Here is a 20364-nt window from a genome sequence, read left to right on the forward strand (position 1 = left end):
CTATGGCGCTTACTAAAGCTGAAATGTCTGAACACTTATGCGAGAAACTTAACTTAAGCAAACGAGATGCTAAAGACCTCGTAGAATTATTCTTTGAGGAAGTTCGCAAAGCTTTGGAAAATGGTGAACAAGTCAAACTTTCCGGATTCGGTAATTTTGACCTGCGTGATAAGAGTCAACGTCCGGGTCGTAACCCGAAAACAGGCGAAGACATCCCAATCACTGCACGCCGGGTAGTGACTTTCCGTCCGGGGCAGAAGTTGAAGAGCCGGGTTGAAAACGCCACACCTAAAGAGTAAAGAGATCAGACCTAAAAAGGCCGCGCATGCGGCCTTTTTCTTTTGTATCATCAGTTATTCAATATTTTTATTATCAGAGAATGTCATCGCACTATGGGACAGCGCTTCACACAGCTTCAACAAAAACAACGTCAACGGGATAAATTAAAGCTTTATCTGTTTGGTTTATTGCTGGCCGTTGTTTCAGTGATTAGCTTATCCGTTGGGGATATTTGGCTTCCGCCAAACCAATGGTTAAGTGAAGAAGCGCGGCTGTTTGTCTGGCAATTACGGCTTCCACGCACGCTGGCGGTAATGGTGGTTGGTGCTGGCTTGGCGATGTCGGGTGCGGTAATGCAGTCACTTTTTGATAATCCGCTCTCAGAACCGGGTTTACTTGGCGTGGCTAACGGTGCTGGCGTTGCTTTGGTGCTGACTATCCTGCTAGGCGGCAGTTTAATGCCGGTCTGGCTATTAAGCATGAATGCGATTATTGGTGCGTTAGTATTAACGCTGATTCTGTTGGGCCTGTCCCGTCGCCGATTATTACCTGGCGCTCGCCTGCTATTAATCGGTTTTGCGCTGGGCATTGTGTGTAGCGCCATTATGACCTGGGCGGTTTATTTCAGTTCCAGTATGGATTTACGTCAGCTGTTGTATTGGCTCATGGGCAGCTTTGGCGGCATTGGCTGGCAGCAAAAATGGTTAATATTGGCTCTGGTGCCGGCCATTGTCTGGCTATCTTATCAGGGCAATAAACTGAACCTATTATCACTGGGGGAGACTCAATCGCGCCAATTAGGTATTCCGCTGGTTATCTGGCGCAATATATTTGTGCTGATTATCGCCTGGGCGGTTGGCGTTAGCGTAGCGCTGGCGGGCATTATTGGCTTTATCGGGCTGATTATCCCACATATGCTTAGACTGATTGGGATTACCGACCATCGATATTTATTAACCGGCTGTGCGTTAGCGGGGTCTGGCTTGCTCTTGCTTGCCGATTTAGTCTCGCGTATTGCGCTTTCTTCTGCAGAATTACCGATCGGGGTGATTACCTCAACCATTGGTGCACCGCTTTTTATCTGGATGTTATTACGAAATGCTAAAACTTACTGATATCAGTCTGTCATCACGGCTGTCGGGGATCAATGTTTCTGCCAGCAAGGGAAAGCTTATCCACCTTATAGGGCCAAATGGCGCGGGTAAAAGTACCTTATTGGCCGTGATGGCCGGTCTATTAACGTATCAGGGAAAAGCTGAATTAGCGGGGCGTGATATTGCTCGCTGCTCGGGTCTGCAACTTGCCCGTTTACGCGGGTATTTGAGCCAGCAGCAGGAAAATGCCTCGATGATGCAGGTTTTTCAGTATATTGCCCTACATCAGCCGCAGAATGCCTCAGTGGAAGCCACTGAACAGACTGTGGCTTTTTTAGCTGAACGCTTAGATTTAGCTGATAAGCTTAGCCGCCCATTAACCAAACTTTCCGGTGGAGAATGGCAGCGGGTTCGTCTGGCGGCTATTTTTCTACAGGTCTGGCCAACGCTCAATTCTGAGTCGCAATTGTTATTGCTTGATGAGCCGATGAACAATCTGGATGTGGCACAGCAGGCGGCACTCGACGGGCTACTTATGCAGTTTTGTGCCGAGGGGAGAACGGCCATTGTCAGTGCCCATAATCTTAATCATACCTTGCATCATGCAGATGAGGCTTGGTTACTACATGACGGAAGTTTAATGACTGCTGGGGTTACTGCAGAGGTTATGAAGCCAAAAACTCTGGAAAATGTATTTAATATCGGTTTCGAGCTTTTTCAGACGAATTCTCTGAGTTGGTTGATACCGGTGGAGAAAAACAGCATTGATTAGTAAAAAATATTGATCAATACGCTGGTAAATAATAAAAAAGTAAGATATTGAATTTATAATCTTTATTAGAATGAAATCGTTTGAATTTTCATATTATTAAATCCATTATTGTTAATAAATAAATTTATTAATCTCGCCAAGCTATTTTAATTAACTTCTCACATATGTTTTTTATGATTTTTTTCTATATTAAACAATGGTTTTATTGGTCTGCTTGTTGTTGTTTTGAATTAATCTTATCTATCTTATTCCTTTGATTTGTTATTTTGTTGTTTTTTTAAGAAATTAAAAAAATATCATATTTGAGTCTCTTATAATTATACCTGTCAATGTTGACAGGTATCCAACGCATTGCTATTTTGATATAAACACCACCAAATCTTAATGCGAGTAAGGTTATCTCTTATTTATTTTTATGATTAGGGGATATTTAAATAAGCGTCATAAGTAGTTTCTAAAAATTTAGATTATTAACCAATAAGCGGAGCCACTGTTATTGACCATGAGGAATGACCTCATCCGCAGCGTCGGATATTTCAGATAGTGATACATAGGGAATAGGGAAGGTAGTTGTGGTGTATTTTACCTACTAAAGGGATCGGGAATAGAATTATGGCTGATAGTTTTCAAAATGAAGTTCCAGCAGCACGCGTTAATATTAAACTGGATCTTCACACCGGTGGTGCACAGAAGAAAGTTGAATTACCTCTGAAAATATTAGTAATGGGAGACTACAGCCACGGTCAGGAAAACCGACCTATTGCTGAACGAGAAAAGATTTCCATTAATAAAAATAATTTCAATGCGGTACTCGCCGATTTAAATCCTAAGGCTAAGTTAACCATCAAAAATACTTTAGCTGGGGATGATTCTGAAACTAATGTCTCATTAAACTTTAAAGACATGAAAGATTTTGAACCGGAGCAGGTTGCGAAACAAATACCGGCACTGCGTTCATTACTCGCTATGCGTAATTTATTACGCGACCTCAAATCTAATTTATTAGATAACGCGACATTCCGTTTGGAACTGGAACGTATCTTGAAAGATGAACAATTATCGGACGAATTACGTGCGGAATTAGCCGCAATTGGTTCTTTGCCTAATGGCAATGAACCTCAGTAATTGATGTTTTTCTGATACGTATTTAATAAGGATCGTTTTATGTCTACTCAAAATACCAGTTCTGCAAAGTCAGGAAGTACCGTAGTAAAAGATGCCAGCAGCGTTTATCAATCGCTGTTTGATAAAATTAACCTGACGCCGGTTAACCAGTTTGACGACATCAATAAATTTCAGGATAACGACGCGTTAGCTGAAGCTTCAGCGGATGAGCGCGTAACGATGGCGGTAAACGTATTTCTGAACATGGTTCAGCAATCAGCGCAGAAAGTGGATAAGTTAGATAAAAGCCTGCTGGATTTCCACATTAGTCAGATCGATAAACAGCTCAGCGAGCAGTTGGATGCGGTCATGCACCATCCAGAATTCCAAGCGATTGAATCCGCATGGCGTGGCTTGAAGTTCTTGGTCGATCGTACTGACTTCCGTCGTAACGTCAGAGTTGAAGTACTGGATGCTTCCAAAGAGGCTTTACAGCAAGATTTCGAAGATGCACCAGAAACCATTCAGACCGGTTTCTATCGCCATACTTACATTCAGGAATACGACACCCCAGGTGGTGAGCCGATTGGCGTAACGATTTCCAACTATGAGTTTGGCCGTGGCCCACAAGACGTTGCCTTACTGCGTAATATTTCCAAAGTTGCTGCTGCTGCACACATGCCGTTTATTGCTTCGGTTGGCCCTGCATTTTTCGGCAAAGAAAATATGGAAGAAGTGGCAGCGATTAAAGATATTGCTAACTACTTCGATCGTGCTGAATACACCAAGTGGAAGAGCTTCCGCGATACCGATGATGCGCGCTATGTCGGCTTAACGTTGCCTCGCGTATTGGCACGCTTGCCTTATGGTCCGGATACGGTACCAGTGCGTAACTTTAACTATATCGAGCAGGTGAAAGGTCCAGATCACGAGCGTTATCTGTGGACCAATGCGTCTTTTGCTTTTGCGGCCAATATGGTGAAAAGCTTTGTGCGTAACGGTTGGTGTGTGCAGGTTCGTGGCCCTCAGGCCGGTGGTTTGGTAGACGATCTGCCAATTCACTTATATGACCTAGGCACGGGTAATCAGGTTAAGATTCCAACGGAAGTTCTGATTCCAGAAACTCGCGAGTTTGAATTTGCTAATCTGGGCTTTATTCCCCTGTCGTTTTACAAAAACCGTGACTACGCTTGCTTTTTCTCTGCTAACTCGGCTCAGAAACCTGCGCTGTATGACACAAAAGAAGCCACGGCCAATAGCCGCATTAACTCACGCTTACCGTATATTTTCCTGTTATCGCGTATTGCCCATTACCTGAAAGTAATTCAGCGTGAAAACATCGGTGCAACTAAAGACCGTCGTGTGCTTGAGCTGGAGCTGAATGCCTGGATCAATAATCTGGTGACAGAAATGACCGATCCAAGCGATGAAGTTCAGGCGTCGCATCCGTTGCGTCAGGCAAAAGTTATCGTTGAAGATATCGACGACAACCCAGGCTTCTTCCGCGTGAAGACCTTCCTTATCCCTCACTTCCAGATTGAAGGCATGGATATAAACCTATCAATGGTTTCCCAAATGCCAAAGGCCAAGGCTTAATTTTATCTGGAGTTTGAAATAATGAAGATCCACCGCCCGCTATGGAGTGAAGGTGCGTTTCTGTCGCCGGAGCAGTTCCAGCAACAGAGTCGATGGGAAGCGTTTAGTAACGATCAGATTGCCAGACTTTGTCTGGCAAATCCTTGGGGTGTCCAGCGCGTTGCGTTCGACACTCAAGCCCTGTCGTTAAATCGGTTGAATGCCGACAGCTTAAGTGTACGTTTTCCTGACGGTAGCTGGATTGATACGGATGTATCCGATGCTTTACCACCGGCTCGGGATCTGACTCAGAGCATTCCTGCTAACCGTAACGAGGTTACGGTTTTGCTAGGCCTACCGTTGTTGCACGCCAACGGCGGTAACTGCCATCAGGAAGGTAGCTATTCTGAACGGCCATTGCGTTATCGGCAGGAATGGATAGAGGTTCAGGATCTGTTTGGACAGGGCAATGAACCCATTGCAGTTGAGCGTTATGCGCTAACGTTGCTATTTGATTTTGAAGAGCAGGGGGATTATCTCACCTGTCCGATACTGCGTTTAAAGCGTGATGCCAATGGTCAATTCATCATTGATTCAGCGTTCTTACCACCAATGTTAAGCCTAACGGCCAGCAACGGGATACTCACGCAATCATTGGATATGCTGTGTACTCAGGTGCAGGCTAAACGCCAACGTCTGATGGGCATGCGGCGGGAGCGCAATCAGCAAATGGCCGAGTTTGCCGTTGCTGATGTTTCTCTGTTCTGGCTGCTGAATGCCTTAAACAGCCACGAACCTTTACTTAAGTTCCTGCAACAGTTTCCGGTGAGTCATCCGGAACAGCTTTATCAACAGTTGGTTTCTCTGGCTGGGGCTTTGCTGACGTTTTCGTTGGAACATGATGTAGAGGCGATCCCGGCTTATCAACATCAACAGTTGAATCAGGTATTTCCACCACTGTTTAAGTTAATCGGTCAACTGCTGGAAGCCAGCCTGCCATCGCGGGTGATTGCAATTGAACTGCTTCAGGATCGCGGTACTCGCTGGTCAGGCCGTTTACAGGATAATCGTTTAACGGAAGACGCAGATTTCTATCTGTCAGTTCGTTCATCGTTACCGGCTCATCAACTGTTGGAACTATTCCCGGTACTGTGCAAAGTCGGTTCGCCTGATGATGTCAGTCAGATTATCAACTCAGCACTCTCTGGCATTCCATTGAAAGCGTTAAGTCACGTTCCGGCGGCGATCCCGCTGCGTCTTGATAACCAATATTTTGCGCTGGATCTCAGTCATTCTTCGGCAGAGAGCATGTTGGCCGCGCGCTGCTGTGAGTTTTATGTGCCGCGTTCGCTGCCTGATGTTTCACTGGAACTATTTGCGGTACTTAAATCATGAACCAGAGCCTCAACACCGTATCAATTGACGAACTGCTGCGCGATATCGCCCTGACCGTAGTACATCTTCGGGCAGGATCCGTCGTTGAACAAGGGGAAGCGCTATACAAACGCTGCGTAGCGCAGATTACTACGCTACGTCAGCGTTTGTCAGAGCAGCAGTACAGTGAAGATGTGATCGACGATATCAGCTATGCCGCCTGTGCGTTATTGGATGAAACCGTTCTGTTGCGCAATAGCGATGAAGGTTATGAAGTGTGGCAGGGCGTGCCATTGCAGGTCACGTTTTTCAATACCTATCAGGCGGGGGATGAACTGTTTGAACGCATTCGTCAGCGCATTCGCCATCCGGAAGGCGGGCAGCTGGTACTGGCCTGTTATGACCGCGTTTTAGGCCTGGGATTTCAGGGGCGTTATCTGTCTCAGCCGCAGCAAGAAAGGGAGCAGCTGGTAATAGAGGTTCGTGATCTGTTGCCTAAAGAACCGATCGGTAATGGCGATCTGATGTTGAACACCTTTATGGGGCCTAAACGCTTTTGGCGTAACTCGTCTTTGTTGTTTTGGACCGGCGTGGCGCTGATGGTTGCGGTACTGCTGTTTATGCTACTGCGTCAACACTTGGAAAGCATTCTGGCTCAGCTGTAACAGAACGCATAACGCTAGGTGGTTTTGTTGCTGCACGAGTCGGTATAAAAACAAATGCAATTATTCAGCCGTCTTACAGAGGATAAAAAACTTACTCAGAAATAGGGAAAAGCCGCCGTTACCAGGGTTAAAGGAGAAATAAAGTCTTAAACCGGTATCAAGGTAACAATCTTATCAATGAGATAAGGGATCCTGCATCAGCGATACGGCCTGCGTTGCAAATCGAAGTGGGATTGAAATTAAGGATGTGAATGTGGGTGATTACCCTTGGCGAGTTCAACTGCTGTACGCCACCTGTCTATGTCTGGCGTTGCTGTTGTTCTTTCTACCTTTGCCGACTGGCTGGGTAGTTATAGGTTGTGTGCTGACACTGTTGGTCAGCGGATATAAAGGGTGGCGCACCTTAAGGTATACGAAGCAAATCAGGCATGTTTCACCTTATCTGGATGCGCTGGAACAACAATTAGAAACATTACCGGAACGCCTACGACGTCGGCTACCGGTGATATTGGTCACCGGTAATGCAACGGCAGGTTATTTCGCTGAACAACAGAACCAGCATGTTGTCGTGACCGGAAAGAGTATCTGGATTGCCGTACCGGATGTGTCTGAACTCTCTCTGACCGCAGATGCTTTAAGCGGACGTTGGCCAGAGATGGCAGGAAGAATAGGGGTGCTGTTTACCCTAATGCCAGAACACTTTGATAGCCAAGCCTCCCTGACGGGATACTTGCAAACCTTCCGTCAATCATGGGCGGATGCCAGTAAAACGTGTGGATATACATTACCGGGTTATTTAGCGGTAAACGCCAAACTGGGAGAGCAAACTAACGTCCCACAGTGGTTCTGGTGGAATGAGCAGGGCTCAGGCATACGTCTACTGGACGATTGCCAAACCTCATTGATGTCGTGGAGCCATCAGGGGGACGAGAAACAACGTTGCCAGCGCCAGCATTTAACCGTGGTATTGGAAACATTACAGCAGTGGCTGGATAAGCATGTTCTTCAGGTACTTAGCGATACTCAACAACCGGTTCCCCAGTGGATACCGGGGGCGGTAGCGTGCCTGAACGTGAATCATTCAGGGGTAAGTGATAACTGCTGGCGTAGTTATCTGCGGGATATTACAACGTTATCTTTACCCGTCACGTTAGCGTCAGCGCAAACCATGAGTTTACCGGAAAGACTGGTGGAACAGATGCCCGTCTATTGCCCGATGTCCGGCAAAAAGCGCGCGATCTGCCATGCACTGATATTCAGCGCTCTGTTTGCCGCGATAGCGATGGCTGCTTCGGCGTATAACAACTCGCGGTTATTGCAAAATATTAGTGGCGATCTGCAAGCCTATCACCGCATTCCGATGAATAGCTATGATGACAAATTAGACAGTCTGAATGTGCTGAAAGTCGATCGGGCACTGTTGGATAAATATTACCGGCAAGGTGAACCCGCAAGGTTGGGCGTCGGATTATATATAGGGTCAAGGCTGATCGCCCCATTAGATATCGCGATTAAAAGTTATCAACCGCCGCCGCCTCCACCACCGCCGCCACCGCCGGTTGAAGAGGCACCGAAAGTGGTGCGTCTGGACAGTATGTCACTGTTTGATACCGGTAAGTCGGCGTTGAAAACCGGTTCGACCAAAGTATTGGTGGACGCGTTAATCAATATTAAAGCTAAACCGGGATGGTTGATTTTAGTTTCGGGTCATACCGATATCACCGGAGATCCGCAACGTAATCAATTACTGTCATTGGCCAGAGCAGAGTCGGTACGCGACTGGATGATCGAAACCAGTGACATTGATAAAACCTGTTTCGCCATTCAGGGGTATGGGGCGACTCAACCTATTGCTGATAATACAACAGCAGAAGGAAGAGCCGCTAACCGCCGGGTGGAAATCAGTTTGGTGCCGGAAGCATCGGCCTGTCAGTCGGTGCAACAGCAGCAAACATTACAACAAAACTAAGGAGAGAATAATGGCAATTCCTGCATATCTGTTTATTAAAGATGATGGCGGTGCAGACATCAAGGGATCGGTAACGGTTCAGAATCGTGAAGGTAGTATTGAACTCGTTGAATTTGATCATAAAATTCACATTCCAACGGATGGTAATACCGGCAAGTTAACCGGTACTCGCGTACATGCTCCTTTGACATTTGTTAAAGAAGTGGATGCATCATCACCGTACTTATACAAAGCGGTGACCACGGGGCAAACGCTGAAATCAGCGGAAATTAAGTGGTACACCATTGATGATGCTGGTCAGGAAGTTGAATATTTCAACACGATGATGGATACCGTCAAAGTGGTTTCTATTAAGCCAGTGATGCACAACATCAAAGATCCAACAAAAGAGCGTTATAACCACTTGGAAGAAGTGGAAGTGCGCTACGAAAAAATCACGTGGACTTACAAAGATGGCAACATCATCCACGCTGACAGCTGGAACGAAGGCCGCGGTTAAATCCCCGTCGTCTTTGAAATAGTAGCGGCGTTTATTTACCTGAATCACTGACTGCCTTGCTACTGTCCCAATGACTTTTGGGATTACCACTATGCACCGGTGGATTTCTACCGGTGCATCCATCTCGAATACCGATATCATGTTGTGCCAGGGAGCAGCCAATGATTACCGACCCTTCCGTATTATTACGCCGCCTCAATCCATACTGTGCCAAAGCACTAGAAGCTGCCGCCAGTTTATGTCAGACGAGAGCCCACCCGGAAATCACCTTAGAACACTGGCTGCTGAAATTATTAGAGCAAGGCTGTGGCGATGTTACCGTTATTGCCCGCCGTTATGAGTTGGATCTGGACGCAGTCTGGCAAGCGTTACTTAATCAGTTAGAATCGCTTCCTCATACGGTGCAGCAAAAACCAATATTATCCGGTGTGATTCAGGAACTGTTAAAGTCAGCCTGGCTTATTGCATCGTTAGAAAATCAAGCGGATTCCGTGCGCTCAGCCCATATTTTACAGGCGCTGATCGATAATCCTCAATGGCTAAAAGCCCGTGATGCTTGGCCATTGCTCAGCGTTTCACAGGTTCAACTGCAACGCTTATTGCCGATTCTTGATGAATTGTCTGATGAGAGCCCGGAGCGGGTTCATGTACCGCAGTATGAAAGTGCGGCACAGTCAACGGCGGATATTACATCGTCGATTAATCCGACAGCGTCATCTGATAATAGTACTAATCAATTGCCAACGGCGGCGACCCAGCCAACCGCCTTAGATCGCTTTACCGTCAATCTGACCGAACGGGCAAAACAACAAAAAATCGACCCGGTATTTGGCCGTGATGTAGAGATTCGTCAGATGGTGGATATTCTATCCCGCCGTCGTAAAAATAACCCGATTCTGGTTGGCGAGCCAGGCGTGGGTAAAACCGCGCTGGTGGAAGGCCTGGCGTTACGCATTGCTGAAGGCAATGTACCGGATAGCCTCAAAACGGTAAATATTCATACGCTGGATCTCGGCTTATTACAGGCCGGTGCCGGCGTTAAAGGCGAGTTTGAACAGCGGTTAAAAAATGTGATTGATGCGGTACAGCAATCCCCAACGCCCATTCTGCTGTTTATTGATGAAGCCCATACCATTATTGGTGCGGGAAATCAGGCGGGCGGTGCCGATGCAGCTAACCTACTGAAACCTGCGCTGGCACGCGGGGAACTGCGCACCATCGCCGCAACAACCTGGTCTGAATACAAACAGTATTTTGAGCGTGATGCGGCACTGGAGCGTCGCTTCCAGATGGTTAAAGTCGATGAGCCGGATGATGATACCGCCGCATTGATGCTGCGCGGTTTGAAATCCCGCTATGCTGAACATCACGGCGTGCATATTCTTGATGAGGCAGTGCGTACCGCGGTGGCGCTATCCCGACGCTATATCACTGGTCGTCAGCTACCGGACAAAGCGGTTGATTTGCTGGATACTGCTTCAGCGCGGGTTCGCATGGGATTAGATACTGTTCCGGAAGCCATCACTCTGCTGGAAGCTCAGTTAGCCGCGTTGGAATATGAATATATTGCCCTGAATGAAGACCGCGAGCTTGGCGAAGAGATTTTACAGTCCAGCTTGGATGATATTAAGGTAAAACAGCAGACGCTGCTAGAGCAGGTTGATCGACTGGCTGAACAGTTTAGAAATGAAAAACAGATTGTTCAGCAGTTAATCAATTTACGGGCGCAGCTTAATCAACCAGAAGCCAGCCAAGACCACCACGTTTTGACTGAACTGATTAATCAGTTACAGCAACAGCTACACGCGTCACAGAATGGCGCGCCGCTGCTTTCGCTGGATGTCGACAGCCGCACCGTTGCCAGCGTGATTGCCGACTGGACTGGCGTACCGCTGGAAAGCCTGATGAAAGATGAGCAAAGCGGCCTGCTAACGTTGGAGAATGAGCTGGCGCAGCGGGTTATCGGTCAGGATGAAGCGTTGATTTCTCTGGCTCAGCGTTTACGGGCGGCTAAAACCGGCTTAACTCCGGAGCAAGGGCCATTAGGGGTATTTTTGCTGGTTGGCCCATCAGGTATTGGTAAAACCGAAAGTGCGTTGGCGCTGGCGGATATTTTGTTTGGCGGCGAGCGTTCGCTGGTCACCATCAATATGTCGGAATATCAAGAAGCCCATACGGTTTCTCAATTGAAAGGTTCACCGCCGGGCTATGTAGGTTATGGCCAAGGTGGGGTATTAACGGAAGCGGTACGTCGTCGACCTTACAGCGTGGTGTTGTTGGACGAAGTAGAAAAAGCCCATCGTGATGTGATTAACCTGTTCTATCAGGTATTTGACCGCGGCTTTATGCGCGATGGCGAAGGACGAGAAATTGACTTCCGCAATACGGTGATTTTGATGACCGCCAATCTGGGCAGCGACTACATGATGGCACTGTTGGAAGAGCAACCTCAAGCTACCACCGCCATGTTGCATGAAGTTATTCATCCAATCCTGCGCGATCATTTCCAACCGGCGCTGTTAGCCCGTTTCCAGACTGTGATCTATCGTCCGCTGGGGGCTGAAGCATTACGTAAGATCGTCGCCATTAAAATGGGTAAAGTTGCCGAGCGCCTACAACGCCACTATGGCATTGAATTCCGGGTGCAAGAAAGCCTGTTTGATGAGCTGGTGAGCGCCTGTCTGCTGCCGGATAGCGGTGCAAGGAATATCGATAGTCTGTTGAATCAGCAGATTTTACCAGTACTGTCGCAAACCCTATTGCAGCTTCAGGCCCAGCAGCGTAAACCGAAGGCATTGGCTTTAGGTTATGGGGAAGAAGAAGGGATTACGCTGGATATTATCGAATACGGCGTAACTGAAGAGGCCGCTGAAGAGAGCAAAGCGACAGAAAATCATACAGCACCGGAAGCTGACATTGTTATGGGCGTTTCAGAAAAGGAATAACTGAATGAAAGACCAACTGATTAAAAAAGGCAAAGATCTACTGGATGAGCAGCTTCAGGCTTTCGGCCTGGGCGGTCTATCAGGCGAGCAGGGCGCCGCCGGTAGTTTCTCTTCGCTGAATGATGGCTTAAACCGTTATCAGTTGGCTATTGATGGGTTGTCAACTTCACTGTCGGTATTAAGCGTTCAGGGGCGCGAGCACCTGAGCGAACCGTGGCAGTATGTGATCCAGTTTACCGCTCAGCATGGATTGTCCATGGAGCAGGTACTGAGTGAGAAAGCGGTATTTGCGCTGGCGCCGGGTGGTGTCAGTAGCCTCGGTGGTGCGGCCGGTCAGTTGAGCAATCAGCTGATGTCGGCCTTTAATGCCTTTGGTGGCATGTTCAGCGATAAAATTGGTAGTGCTTTTAATGCGCCAGCCGGTGGTTTTTCCATTAATCGCGTTAGTCAGATAGCCAATAAAGGGCTGGGAATTGCCAATCAGGTGAGTTCGGCGGCGGGTAAGTTGGGCAGTATGGCCAATTCCGTTGGCGTTATGGCCAGTAAAGCCTCCGGTTTGCTGGGCGGAGCCGGGGGAGCGTTAGACAAAGTTGGTTCTGGCCTATCCTCTCTCTCTTCTGTCGGCGGCATGGTCAGTTCACTAACCGGAGGCGAGGGCGAATCCCGGGTATTGTATGGTGTAGTGACCGCTTTTAGTCAATTGTCCACTTCTGCCGATGAAGCCCGCTATGAAATCACCTTATCCCCACGACTGGCGCTGCTGGATAACACCCTGAACAGTGCCATCTACCAGAACCAAACCATCCCTCAGGTGGTAGAAGCGGTACTGCGCAATCATGAACTAACCGGCGTCGACTTTCGCTTTGAGCTCAATGAGAGCTATCCGACTAAAGAGTACATTACTCAGTGGCAGGAGAGCGATTTAGCCTTTATTCGCCGCCTGCTGGCGGACAGCGGTATTTGGTTTCGTTTTGAAAGTCATGCTAAACACAGTTGCGATGTGGTGGTGTTTGGCGATTCAGAACAGCAATATCAGGACGGCCCGACCGCCAGCTATCGTCAGCCATCGGGTAATAACGATAACGGTATCGAGTCGGTATGGGAGATGTCGATTTCTCGCAAGACCGTGCCGCAAAGCGTATTAACACAAGATTATAACTACCGTAATGCCCAGACCGGAATGAAGTCTGAGGTTAACGGTGCCCAGAAAGATAACACCACCCGCGGTCGTCAGTATCTTTATGGCGAGCACTACCGGGATAAAGGCGAGGTTGTTACCAGCGGTAATGCTCAGGATGACCTGTTAAGCCAGTTTAGTAATATGCTACCGGGCGGTCTGGGGGATCTTCCCGGCGTCAGCCAGCTCAGTGGCGTTGCAGGTTCCGTGGGGGGCGCGGTAGGCGGTGTGACTGGTGCTGTTGGTTCAACGGTCAGTTCTGCTGCCAGTTCCGTGGGTTCAGCGGTTACCGGTGCGGCACAACAGGTTGCGGGTCAGGCTAAAGGGGCGATAGATAGCGTCAGTGGTTCGCTGGGAGGATTAGCGGATAAAGGTGGTGAACTGCTTAATAGTTTAACCGGTGCGGGTGAAAACGGTAGCGGAACCGGTGCCGCAGAACCCGATGGGGTGGGTCAAGGGGCCTGGTATGCTCGCTTGCGCCATCAGCGTTTTATGACCGAGCAAATCACCATTCGCGGTAAAACCACTTTATCTCATCTGGCACCAGGCCAGATATTAACCGTGACCGGTTCACCGATAAATGAAGCGGGCAGCGGTATTCTGATTGTTTCGGTGGAAAGTGCCGGTGACCGTCAGCAGGCCTATGTCATTAGCTTTACCGGTATTCCTTACGATGTATTACGTCCTTATCGCCCGGAACGTTTAGCCTGGCCAACCATTAGCGGTACTTTACCGGCTCGGGTGACCAGCCCGGATAATGACACCTACGGCTATCTGGATGTGCAGGGGCGTTATCGGGTGAAGATGGACTTCGACCTGAACGACTCATGGCGTAAAGGGGAAGAAAGCCTGTGGATGCGGCTGGCTAAGCCGTACGCCGGTGAAACCTACGGTATGCACTTTCCGTTAATCGACGGTACTGAAGTGGCCATCGCCTTTACTGAAGGTAATCCGGATCGGCCGTATATCGCCCATGGTATGCACGATTCACGTCACCCAGACTTAGTCACTGCTGCTAACCATAAACGCAACGTTATCCGCACCCCGGCCAATAACAAGCTGCGGATGGATGATGAACGCGGCAAAGAACATATCAAAGTCGCCACCGAATACGGTAAAACCCAGCTTAATCTCGGTCATCTGGTGGATGGCGAGCGTAAGCAGCGTGGGGAAGGATTTGAGCTACGCAGTGATGAGTGGGGCGCAATTCGGGCGGATAAAGGGCTGTTCATCAGTGCTGACGGGCAACCTACGGCGCAGGGTGAGGTGCGCGAGATGGCACCGGCGATGGAACAACTGGCCGCCGCCCACGCCCGAATGCAGGGGTTGAGCCATGCGGCAGAGCAGGCTCAAGCGCTGGTGGCCGAAATCGAGGCGCAGAAAACGTTGATAGAGCAGCGGCTAAAGGATTTAACCGCCAGCGTCATTTTGGCCAGCGCGCCGGACGGCATCGGTATTGCCAGCGGTGAGGATATGCAGTTGGCGGCATCGCGTAATGTCTATCTTACCGCCGGTAGCAACGCCGATATCGGCGTGGGTAAAAAGCTGACGATAGCGGCAGGGGATGCCATTAGTCTGTTTGCCCACCAGTCAGGGATGAAGCTGTTTGCGAATCAGGGCAAAGTCGAAGTGCAGGCGCAGAATGATGCCATGCAGCTGGCGGCCAAGCAGGATCTGGAGATTACCAGCGTGGATGGCAAGGTGATTATCAGTGCTAAAAATGAGCTGGTGCTGAACTGCGGTGGGGGGTATATCAAGTTAAAAGAGGGTGGGATTGAATTGGGTTGTCCGAAGAATGTGGTGGTGAAGTCGGTTGCGTTGCAGAAGATGGGAGCGGCAAGTTTAGATACGGTTGTTGAGCTACCTGAAGGGTGTCAACCATCGCAGGAAAGTTCTTCTCAGGGGCAAAGTGCTGCTGTTGAGCTTTGATTTAAACTTATACAATTTTGAAACTCGCAGATGAAAACAACAACAATAATTAAAACTAAATTCCAACAACCAGGAATCAATGATCAAGCTTTAGTCATAACGAAGGCATTGAAAGCGCATTTTGCCAGACATTCTAACCAGTGCTATCTCTTGTTGGACCCTTTTTTACGTAATTTTATTGATGATGATTTGATTTATGAACGTATAGAGAATAAGGCTATCACTGATGTATTAATACCCCATGCATCAGTGGATAAAACAAGAGTACCTTTTATTATATCGCTGGATTTAAATAAGCCAGAGGATAACGAGCTTCTTTTCCATTCAGTTTATGAATCATTATTTGAAACACACCCTAAACGTATCGCAATGGGGGAAGGTCGGCGATTTTGTGGTTGGCTATCAGCATCCACAGCAACTAAATTAACAGATTTATCCTTATATATGGGACGTGTAGCGATTCAACGTTTATCTGAGGATAAAACGATTTTATTACGTTTATATGATCCTGCGGTAATGATACAACTTTGGTTCTTGTTATCAGAGGTTCAAAGACGAATTTTATTTGGCTTGGTGGATGATTGGTCAATCATTACTGGTGAGGGTGAGCTTTATACTTTTCCTGCATCGGAAGCCACTTTATTTGGTGCGCATTCTTTAGGTTTATCGCCGGAACAATATAAAAAAATTAGTTGGATAGGGGCGATTAACCGAGGTCTATGTTTTTATCGTCAGTTAGATAATCGTCCATGGATTAGCGATCTTCAGGTTCAAAAAATATTATTTCCACTGTTTGAAAGAACACAGCATTACTCTTTCAATTCATATGATGACATTAATGATTTAGCGATTAAGGCATTAACGGTTCATCCTTATTTTGATAAACATCCGTTATTGGCGTTGCGCGTTACGGGAATGCCTTCGCCAGTACGTTATCGTGACTTGATACATGGCATAACGCAGCCAGAATGGACGATGATTCAAAATGATTGTATTGCCAGCTATGGCTCGCTGTCAGACTTATTGATGAAGAATTGATTAAAGGGATATTAAGATGAGTCAAGATAAAGGTTTTGTATGTGATTGCCAGACGAGTGGATTGGCGATTTTACCCGTTCGCTATGCGGTAGTGCCTAAGTCAGTTAAACAAAAGCTGCCAAGTTGGGCCGATCATGGTTGGGCAAACAGCAAAGGTTTTCAGGCGCAATTAGATGAAGAGCAATATCATTATGCCTTAAGGGTTTTAAGACAGGGCTTTATTTATCTGTATTTACCTAATCTTGAAGAGCAGGAAAGATGGCGTGTTTTCAGTGTTGCTAAAGATGGCACATTATGGAAGCAACCTAGTGCTCTGGCGGCAAAATTAAAGGATCAGTCAGATTGTAGTTCACCCGGTCATCAGTCAACCAGAACGGAATTTTTTTGTATTAGTGAGCCGGAAAAATGTGGACAGATTTGGATCGCTTATAGTGAACATAAGTGGTCGGAAAATACGTTAAATAAATATGCGGCCGATCCAGGGTTGCGTATGAAAGAGATCAAATCGAGTGAATGGACGGCGCCATCAGATAAGGATGATATTGCTAAGGCAACGGCAGAGAGTTTGAATTCAGTATTGGATTATTGTTCGGATTTTGATTATGGCAGTTTTCCAGATATTGATTATGGACTTTCCGAACCGTATGCCAAGGTACTAACCAGAGATAATAAAAAAGAGATTTTGGCTTCTCGGGATAAATTGTTCAACTTGACAACTGGTCAGCCTGACGACTTTAGTTTTATTAGTGAAAAGGTCGAAACAATAACCTCTCATCACCTGTTTGTTAAAGCCCGTCATGGTAATGCTGCGAATACGCTCGAAATAATAGAGCGATGTACATCAGGGGATAATGCACCACTTCTGATAGCGTTAGATGATCCTATCGGTATTATTCATGACTTAAATGATTCCTATAATGAACTCTCGGGAAAACTGACTCAGTATACGGAAGAGCTAGCTTATTATTATAACGCCTATAGCCTCGTTGGAAGTTTGAAAGATCTCATGGAAAACTACGACGCTATTATGGACGAGGGAAAAGCAGCGGAAATAGATGAACCTTATAAAACTCGTCGATTAAATAGAGTTCAATTAAGAAAGATTTGGATGAAAGAGCCTGTAGAACCACTCTTTTTTAAAGAGCTAGACAGGATTACGTTTGAGTCATCTTTTAATGATAACGAGGCAACTTATAATAAAAGTTTGAATGAGCTGAAATTATCGGTTGATAACAGTGTTGTTAGAAAGAAGGCTCAGGGAATGACTTCAGCAGAGTTCATATTAATGGATCGCTGGAAGAAATATCAAAATAGATTAGATAAGAGCGGACTATATAATACCTTTAATCAGAACTATGACAGCTTACAGGCAAAGATTGCTCAATTAGGGGAGCTACGCTGTGGGGAAATAGTCAAATGGTTAAAAGATAACTGTTTTGAACAGGTCTTAAATGACTATGACGATAATATTGATGAACAGACCGGCGATCTTGCTGATGCCGTTGAGTTTAAAGAAGTTATATCGGCAGCCATTAGTGGGATTAATGCAACTCAATCGGGAATGGCGTTAATTGATGAGTGGATGGATAGTACTGAATCAGGCAATGGTAAAAACTACCTCAGGCGAGTATTGGCATTTAATCAGTTAGATGTCGTTGCTGAAATAGATTCTATAATGAGTGAAAGAAATAAAGCCGATGGGGAAAATGACGTCATGGAAGGAGAGGTAGATTCCATTCTATCTCAAGTTAAATGGAGCAAGATTGCCGATCTCTACAAAAAGGCTCAGGGATATGCTAACACCCAGTTAAGATTGGTTGATCAGGATCCAAGCTTTAAACAACTTCCCGCCAGCTGGCGGCCGATAAGATATGTTAATGATGTTTTGTTGGTTAACTTTGGCTTTCGCTTTTTATTTGCCAGCTATGGGCCGATATCTAAATCGGGAGAGTTAATGCTGCTGAAGCTTCTTCATGTCGGCTCACTGATTACAGTGGGAACCTCTCATAAAGTGGTAAAACAGCTTTGGGGTATGCGTAAAAATGGTCGGGCAGCCTATATCAAAAAACTGAAGGGAATCAGTCAGGTTGTGGATAAGCGCATTAAGACAGAATCTGCAGAAATAAAAAAAGCCTTTGCAGAATTGGAGGCCAGCACTAAAGCCAGTACCTCGAGATCGGGCGTCGCTGTTAGAGCGAACAATCACAACATTCCTGCACGTAATGGAGTGATTGACGTTCGCCTGGCATTTTTAGTGGCCGTGCTGGAAGTATGGAATCTGATGCATATTTCTGAGATGCTAAAAAACGACCCATATAATCAACAGCTTCAGGATAAATTAACCATCGCCAAATTTGCTGTGGTTGGAACGACGATTGAAACATTGGCACAGACCACTAAGCTGATTGCAACGGATAAATCGTCGTTGTTTCAAGTGTTGAAGGTGAGTGGCGCGGTGGTGAGTGCCGGGGCTGGGGTGTTGAATATGTATAGTGATTTTGGACAGACAATAAAGAATACAGATAAAGGCAATTATGATATTGCAACATTATATTTTTTTAGAACAGTAATAAATTTAGGCTCATCAGCCAGCGGGATATTAGCTGCTTTAACCTATTCTACGCCAGCAATGGAGGTATTTGTTAATACCAAATTGGCGGATTTATTAGTTGAGAAATTGATACAGCGAGAGGTGGTTGGTCTCGCAGCCAGAACGATGCTGTTTAGGGCCATTGCGATGGGGGCCGGGATCTATATTTCTTTGGCAATATTGGCTATTAGCGCACTGATCTATTTTCTGGAAGATGATGAAATGGAGGAGTGGATTGATAAAAGTGCCTTTGGCCTTAAGCGGGTTGCGGATTATAAAGATCGTCCGCAGCTTCAGCAGGAAGCATTTGAAAAAGCGCTGAAGAAAATATTGGGTATTGAAGAGCCACCGGTGCCGGTTGATGTTCCCGTGATGGTGATTCCTATGAATCAGGAAATTCCTGGCCTTACCGGTTGGCCGCGAATGTAGTCAGAGTTAGTTAATGATAAATGGAAAAATAATGGACAGTAAAAAATTGGAATCTTCATTTGTGGTCTTTTCCGGCATGATATCCAATTTGCAAGTGATATCCAGCGAAAGTAACCTGTTTCTAAATCAGGAAAACCGCCGATTAGGGGTATTAGCTACGCTGGGACTAGCGGCGATAGGGGAAAGTGGTTCGGCGGCGACCTCATTACAACATGCAAGCGGCGGTGATATTAAACTTCAGCTATTTCGCTGTGAAGTCGATGGAAAAATAGTATACGGCTGCTTCTCTCGCGTATTTTTTGCCGATGGTGAGCAGGTTGATATTGTTGCTGAACCACAGGAAGACGGCGGCTTTTATGCTTATTCAGTACGGCGGCCTATAGATCATCGACTGTGGCTACCATTTTATTGTGAAAGGGGAACCAAAGCGCATAGGAAATCTAATATAATTATGGCAACTTGGTTTCCTTCTATAATTTTATTTATAGTTTTTCTAATGATGGTATATGAAATATCATTTGGCGATCATAGCATGGATTTTATATTAAAATTCATTGGCATTTTTTTAGTAAGTGGCACATCTTCATTTTTATTTTTATTTTTATGTATCTATAGTCTCTTAAAAGGTTTAACTGGCCATAGTCAATTAGCAGAAAAAGTTTTTATAACGTTAGGTTATAAAAACCCTGAATTACTTGATATGAATAAAGAAAATACCCAATTTATTAAAGACTGTAAAGAGCACGGTGAATTTTATTATGTGCCGGACACTAAACAGTACCAACAAATATTAGTTGCCCCTTGCGTTTATCATTATCGAATCGCGCCAGAAGTTCCGGAAAAATTTAAATTAAAAGAGTGATATCAACGAGTAACTTTTAGCGGTGAGTAGAGTTCACGATGTAATAACAATAAGAAAGACGGA

Annotated in this window: 14 protein-coding genes; all 14 read left to right on the forward strand. The window is 46.3% G+C overall.

What is annotated here, in order from left to right:
- Positions 1 to 2: 2 nt before the first annotated feature.
- A complete protein-coding gene (ihfA, locus tag EL341_RS07545) occupies positions 3 to 299 on the forward strand; it encodes an integration host factor subunit alpha (RefSeq protein WP_029095030.1) in 297 nt (98 codons plus the stop codon).
- A gap of 93 nt (positions 300 to 392) precedes the next feature.
- A complete protein-coding gene (gene btuC, locus EL341_RS07550) occupies positions 393 to 1394 on the forward strand; it encodes a vitamin B12 ABC transporter permease BtuC (RefSeq protein WP_074821459.1) in 1002 nt (333 codons plus the stop codon).
- On the forward strand, positions 1378 to 2145 hold the full coding sequence (gene btuD / locus EL341_RS07555) for a vitamin B12 ABC transporter ATP-binding protein BtuD (protein WP_074821462.1): 768 nt from the start codon (positions 1378 to 1380) through the stop codon (positions 2143 to 2145). The genes btuC and btuD overlap by 17 nt, the downstream gene beginning before the upstream one ends.
- A 612-nt stretch (positions 2146 to 2757) precedes the next feature.
- On the forward strand, positions 2758 to 3270 hold the full coding sequence (gene tssB / locus EL341_RS07560; protein WP_047780835.1) for a type VI secretion system contractile sheath small subunit: 513 nt from the start codon (positions 2758 to 2760) through the stop codon (positions 3268 to 3270).
- Positions 3271 to 3309: 39 nt separating this feature from the next.
- Complete coding sequence (gene tssC, locus EL341_RS07565) at positions 3310 to 4845, forward strand: type VI secretion system contractile sheath large subunit (protein WP_047780836.1); 1536 nt, start codon at positions 3310 to 3312, stop codon at positions 4843 to 4845.
- Positions 4846 to 4866: 21 nt separating this feature from the next.
- Positions 4867 to 6219 (forward strand): type VI secretion system baseplate subunit TssK, encoded by a 1353-nt coding sequence (gene tssK, locus EL341_RS07570; RefSeq protein ID WP_114986526.1) that lies wholly within the window; start codon positions 4867 to 4869, stop codon positions 6217 to 6219.
- Entirely contained in the window at positions 6216 to 6863 is a 648-nt protein-coding gene (tssL, locus tag EL341_RS07575; RefSeq protein ID WP_047781918.1) for a type VI secretion system protein TssL, short form, read from the forward strand. Before tssK ends, tssL begins: the two co-directional genes overlap by 4 nt.
- A gap of 253 nt (positions 6864 to 7116) precedes the next feature.
- A complete protein-coding gene (locus EL341_RS07580) occupies positions 7117 to 8832 on the forward strand; it encodes an OmpA family protein (protein WP_126467472.1) in 1716 nt (571 codons plus the stop codon).
- Between the two features lie 10 nt (positions 8833 to 8842).
- The gene (locus tag EL341_RS07585; protein WP_047780839.1) at positions 8843 to 9331 is read left to right on the forward strand and encodes an Hcp family type VI secretion system effector; all 489 of its coding nucleotides are present in this window, start codon (positions 8843 to 8845) and stop codon (positions 9329 to 9331) included.
- Between the two features lie 161 nt (positions 9332 to 9492).
- Positions 9493 to 12276, forward strand: coding sequence for a type VI secretion system ATPase TssH (tssH, locus tag EL341_RS07590; RefSeq protein ID WP_114986528.1), 2784 nt, complete (start codon positions 9493 to 9495; stop codon positions 12274 to 12276).
- A 4-nt stretch (positions 12277 to 12280) separates the two neighbouring features.
- Complete coding sequence (locus EL341_RS07595; protein WP_126467474.1) at positions 12281 to 15382, forward strand: DUF2345 domain-containing protein; 3102 nt, start codon at positions 12281 to 12283, stop codon at positions 15380 to 15382.
- 30 nt (positions 15383 to 15412) lie between these two features.
- Positions 15413 to 16420 (forward strand): DUF4123 domain-containing protein, encoded by a 1008-nt coding sequence (locus EL341_RS07600; protein ID WP_083399715.1) that lies wholly within the window; start codon positions 15413 to 15415, stop codon positions 16418 to 16420.
- A 16-nt stretch (positions 16421 to 16436) separates the two neighbouring features.
- Positions 16437 to 19439, forward strand: a complete 3003-nt coding sequence (locus tag EL341_RS07605; protein WP_126467476.1) for a T6SS effector BTH_I2691 family protein — start codon at positions 16437 to 16439, stop codon at positions 19437 to 19439.
- A gap of 31 nt (positions 19440 to 19470) precedes the next feature.
- Positions 19471 to 20301 carry a putative type VI secretion system effector gene (locus tag EL341_RS07610; protein WP_126467478.1) on the forward strand — a complete coding sequence of 277 codons (831 nt, stop codon included), beginning with the start codon at positions 19471 to 19473 and terminating at the stop codon, positions 20299 to 20301.
- The last annotated feature ends 63 nt before the right edge of the window (positions 20302 to 20364 follow it).

Origin of the sequence: Pragia fontium (genome assembly GCF_900638655.1) — a bacterium.
GTDB lineage: Bacteria > Pseudomonadota > Gammaproteobacteria > Enterobacterales > Enterobacteriaceae > Pragia > Pragia fontium.

Excerpts from the sequence above, each read along its gene's own strand:
- ihfA (WP_029095030.1), top strand. The coding sequence starts at position 3 with ATGGCGCTTACTAAAGCTGAAATGTCTGAACACTTATGCGAGAAACTT.
- btuC (WP_074821459.1), top strand. The coding sequence starts at position 393 with ATGGGACAGCGCTTCACACAGCTTCAACAAAAACAACGTCAACGGGAT.
- btuD (WP_074821462.1), top strand. The coding sequence starts at position 1,378 with ATGCTAAAACTTACTGATATCAGTCTGTCATCACGGCTGTCGGGGATC.
- tssB (WP_047780835.1), top strand. The coding sequence starts at position 2,758 with ATGGCTGATAGTTTTCAAAATGAAGTTCCAGCAGCACGCGTTAATATT.
- tssC (WP_047780836.1), top strand. The coding sequence starts at position 3,310 with ATGTCTACTCAAAATACCAGTTCTGCAAAGTCAGGAAGTACCGTAGTA.
- tssK (WP_114986526.1), top strand. The coding sequence starts at position 4,867 with ATGAAGATCCACCGCCCGCTATGGAGTGAAGGTGCGTTTCTGTCGCCG.
- tssL (WP_047781918.1), top strand. The coding sequence starts at position 6,216 with ATGAACCAGAGCCTCAACACCGTATCAATTGACGAACTGCTGCGCGAT.
- EL341_RS07585 (WP_047780839.1), top strand. The coding sequence starts at position 8,843 with ATGGCAATTCCTGCATATCTGTTTATTAAAGATGATGGCGGTGCAGAC.
- tssH (WP_114986528.1), top strand. The coding sequence starts at position 9,493 with ATGATTACCGACCCTTCCGTATTATTACGCCGCCTCAATCCATACTGT.
- EL341_RS07595 (WP_126467474.1), top strand. The coding sequence starts at position 12,281 with ATGAAAGACCAACTGATTAAAAAAGGCAAAGATCTACTGGATGAGCAG.
- EL341_RS07600 (WP_083399715.1), top strand. The coding sequence starts at position 15,413 with ATGAAAACAACAACAATAATTAAAACTAAATTCCAACAACCAGGAATC.
- EL341_RS07605 (WP_126467476.1), top strand. The coding sequence starts at position 16,437 with ATGAGTCAAGATAAAGGTTTTGTATGTGATTGCCAGACGAGTGGATTG.
- EL341_RS07610 (WP_126467478.1), top strand. The coding sequence starts at position 19,471 with ATGGACAGTAAAAAATTGGAATCTTCATTTGTGGTCTTTTCCGGCATG.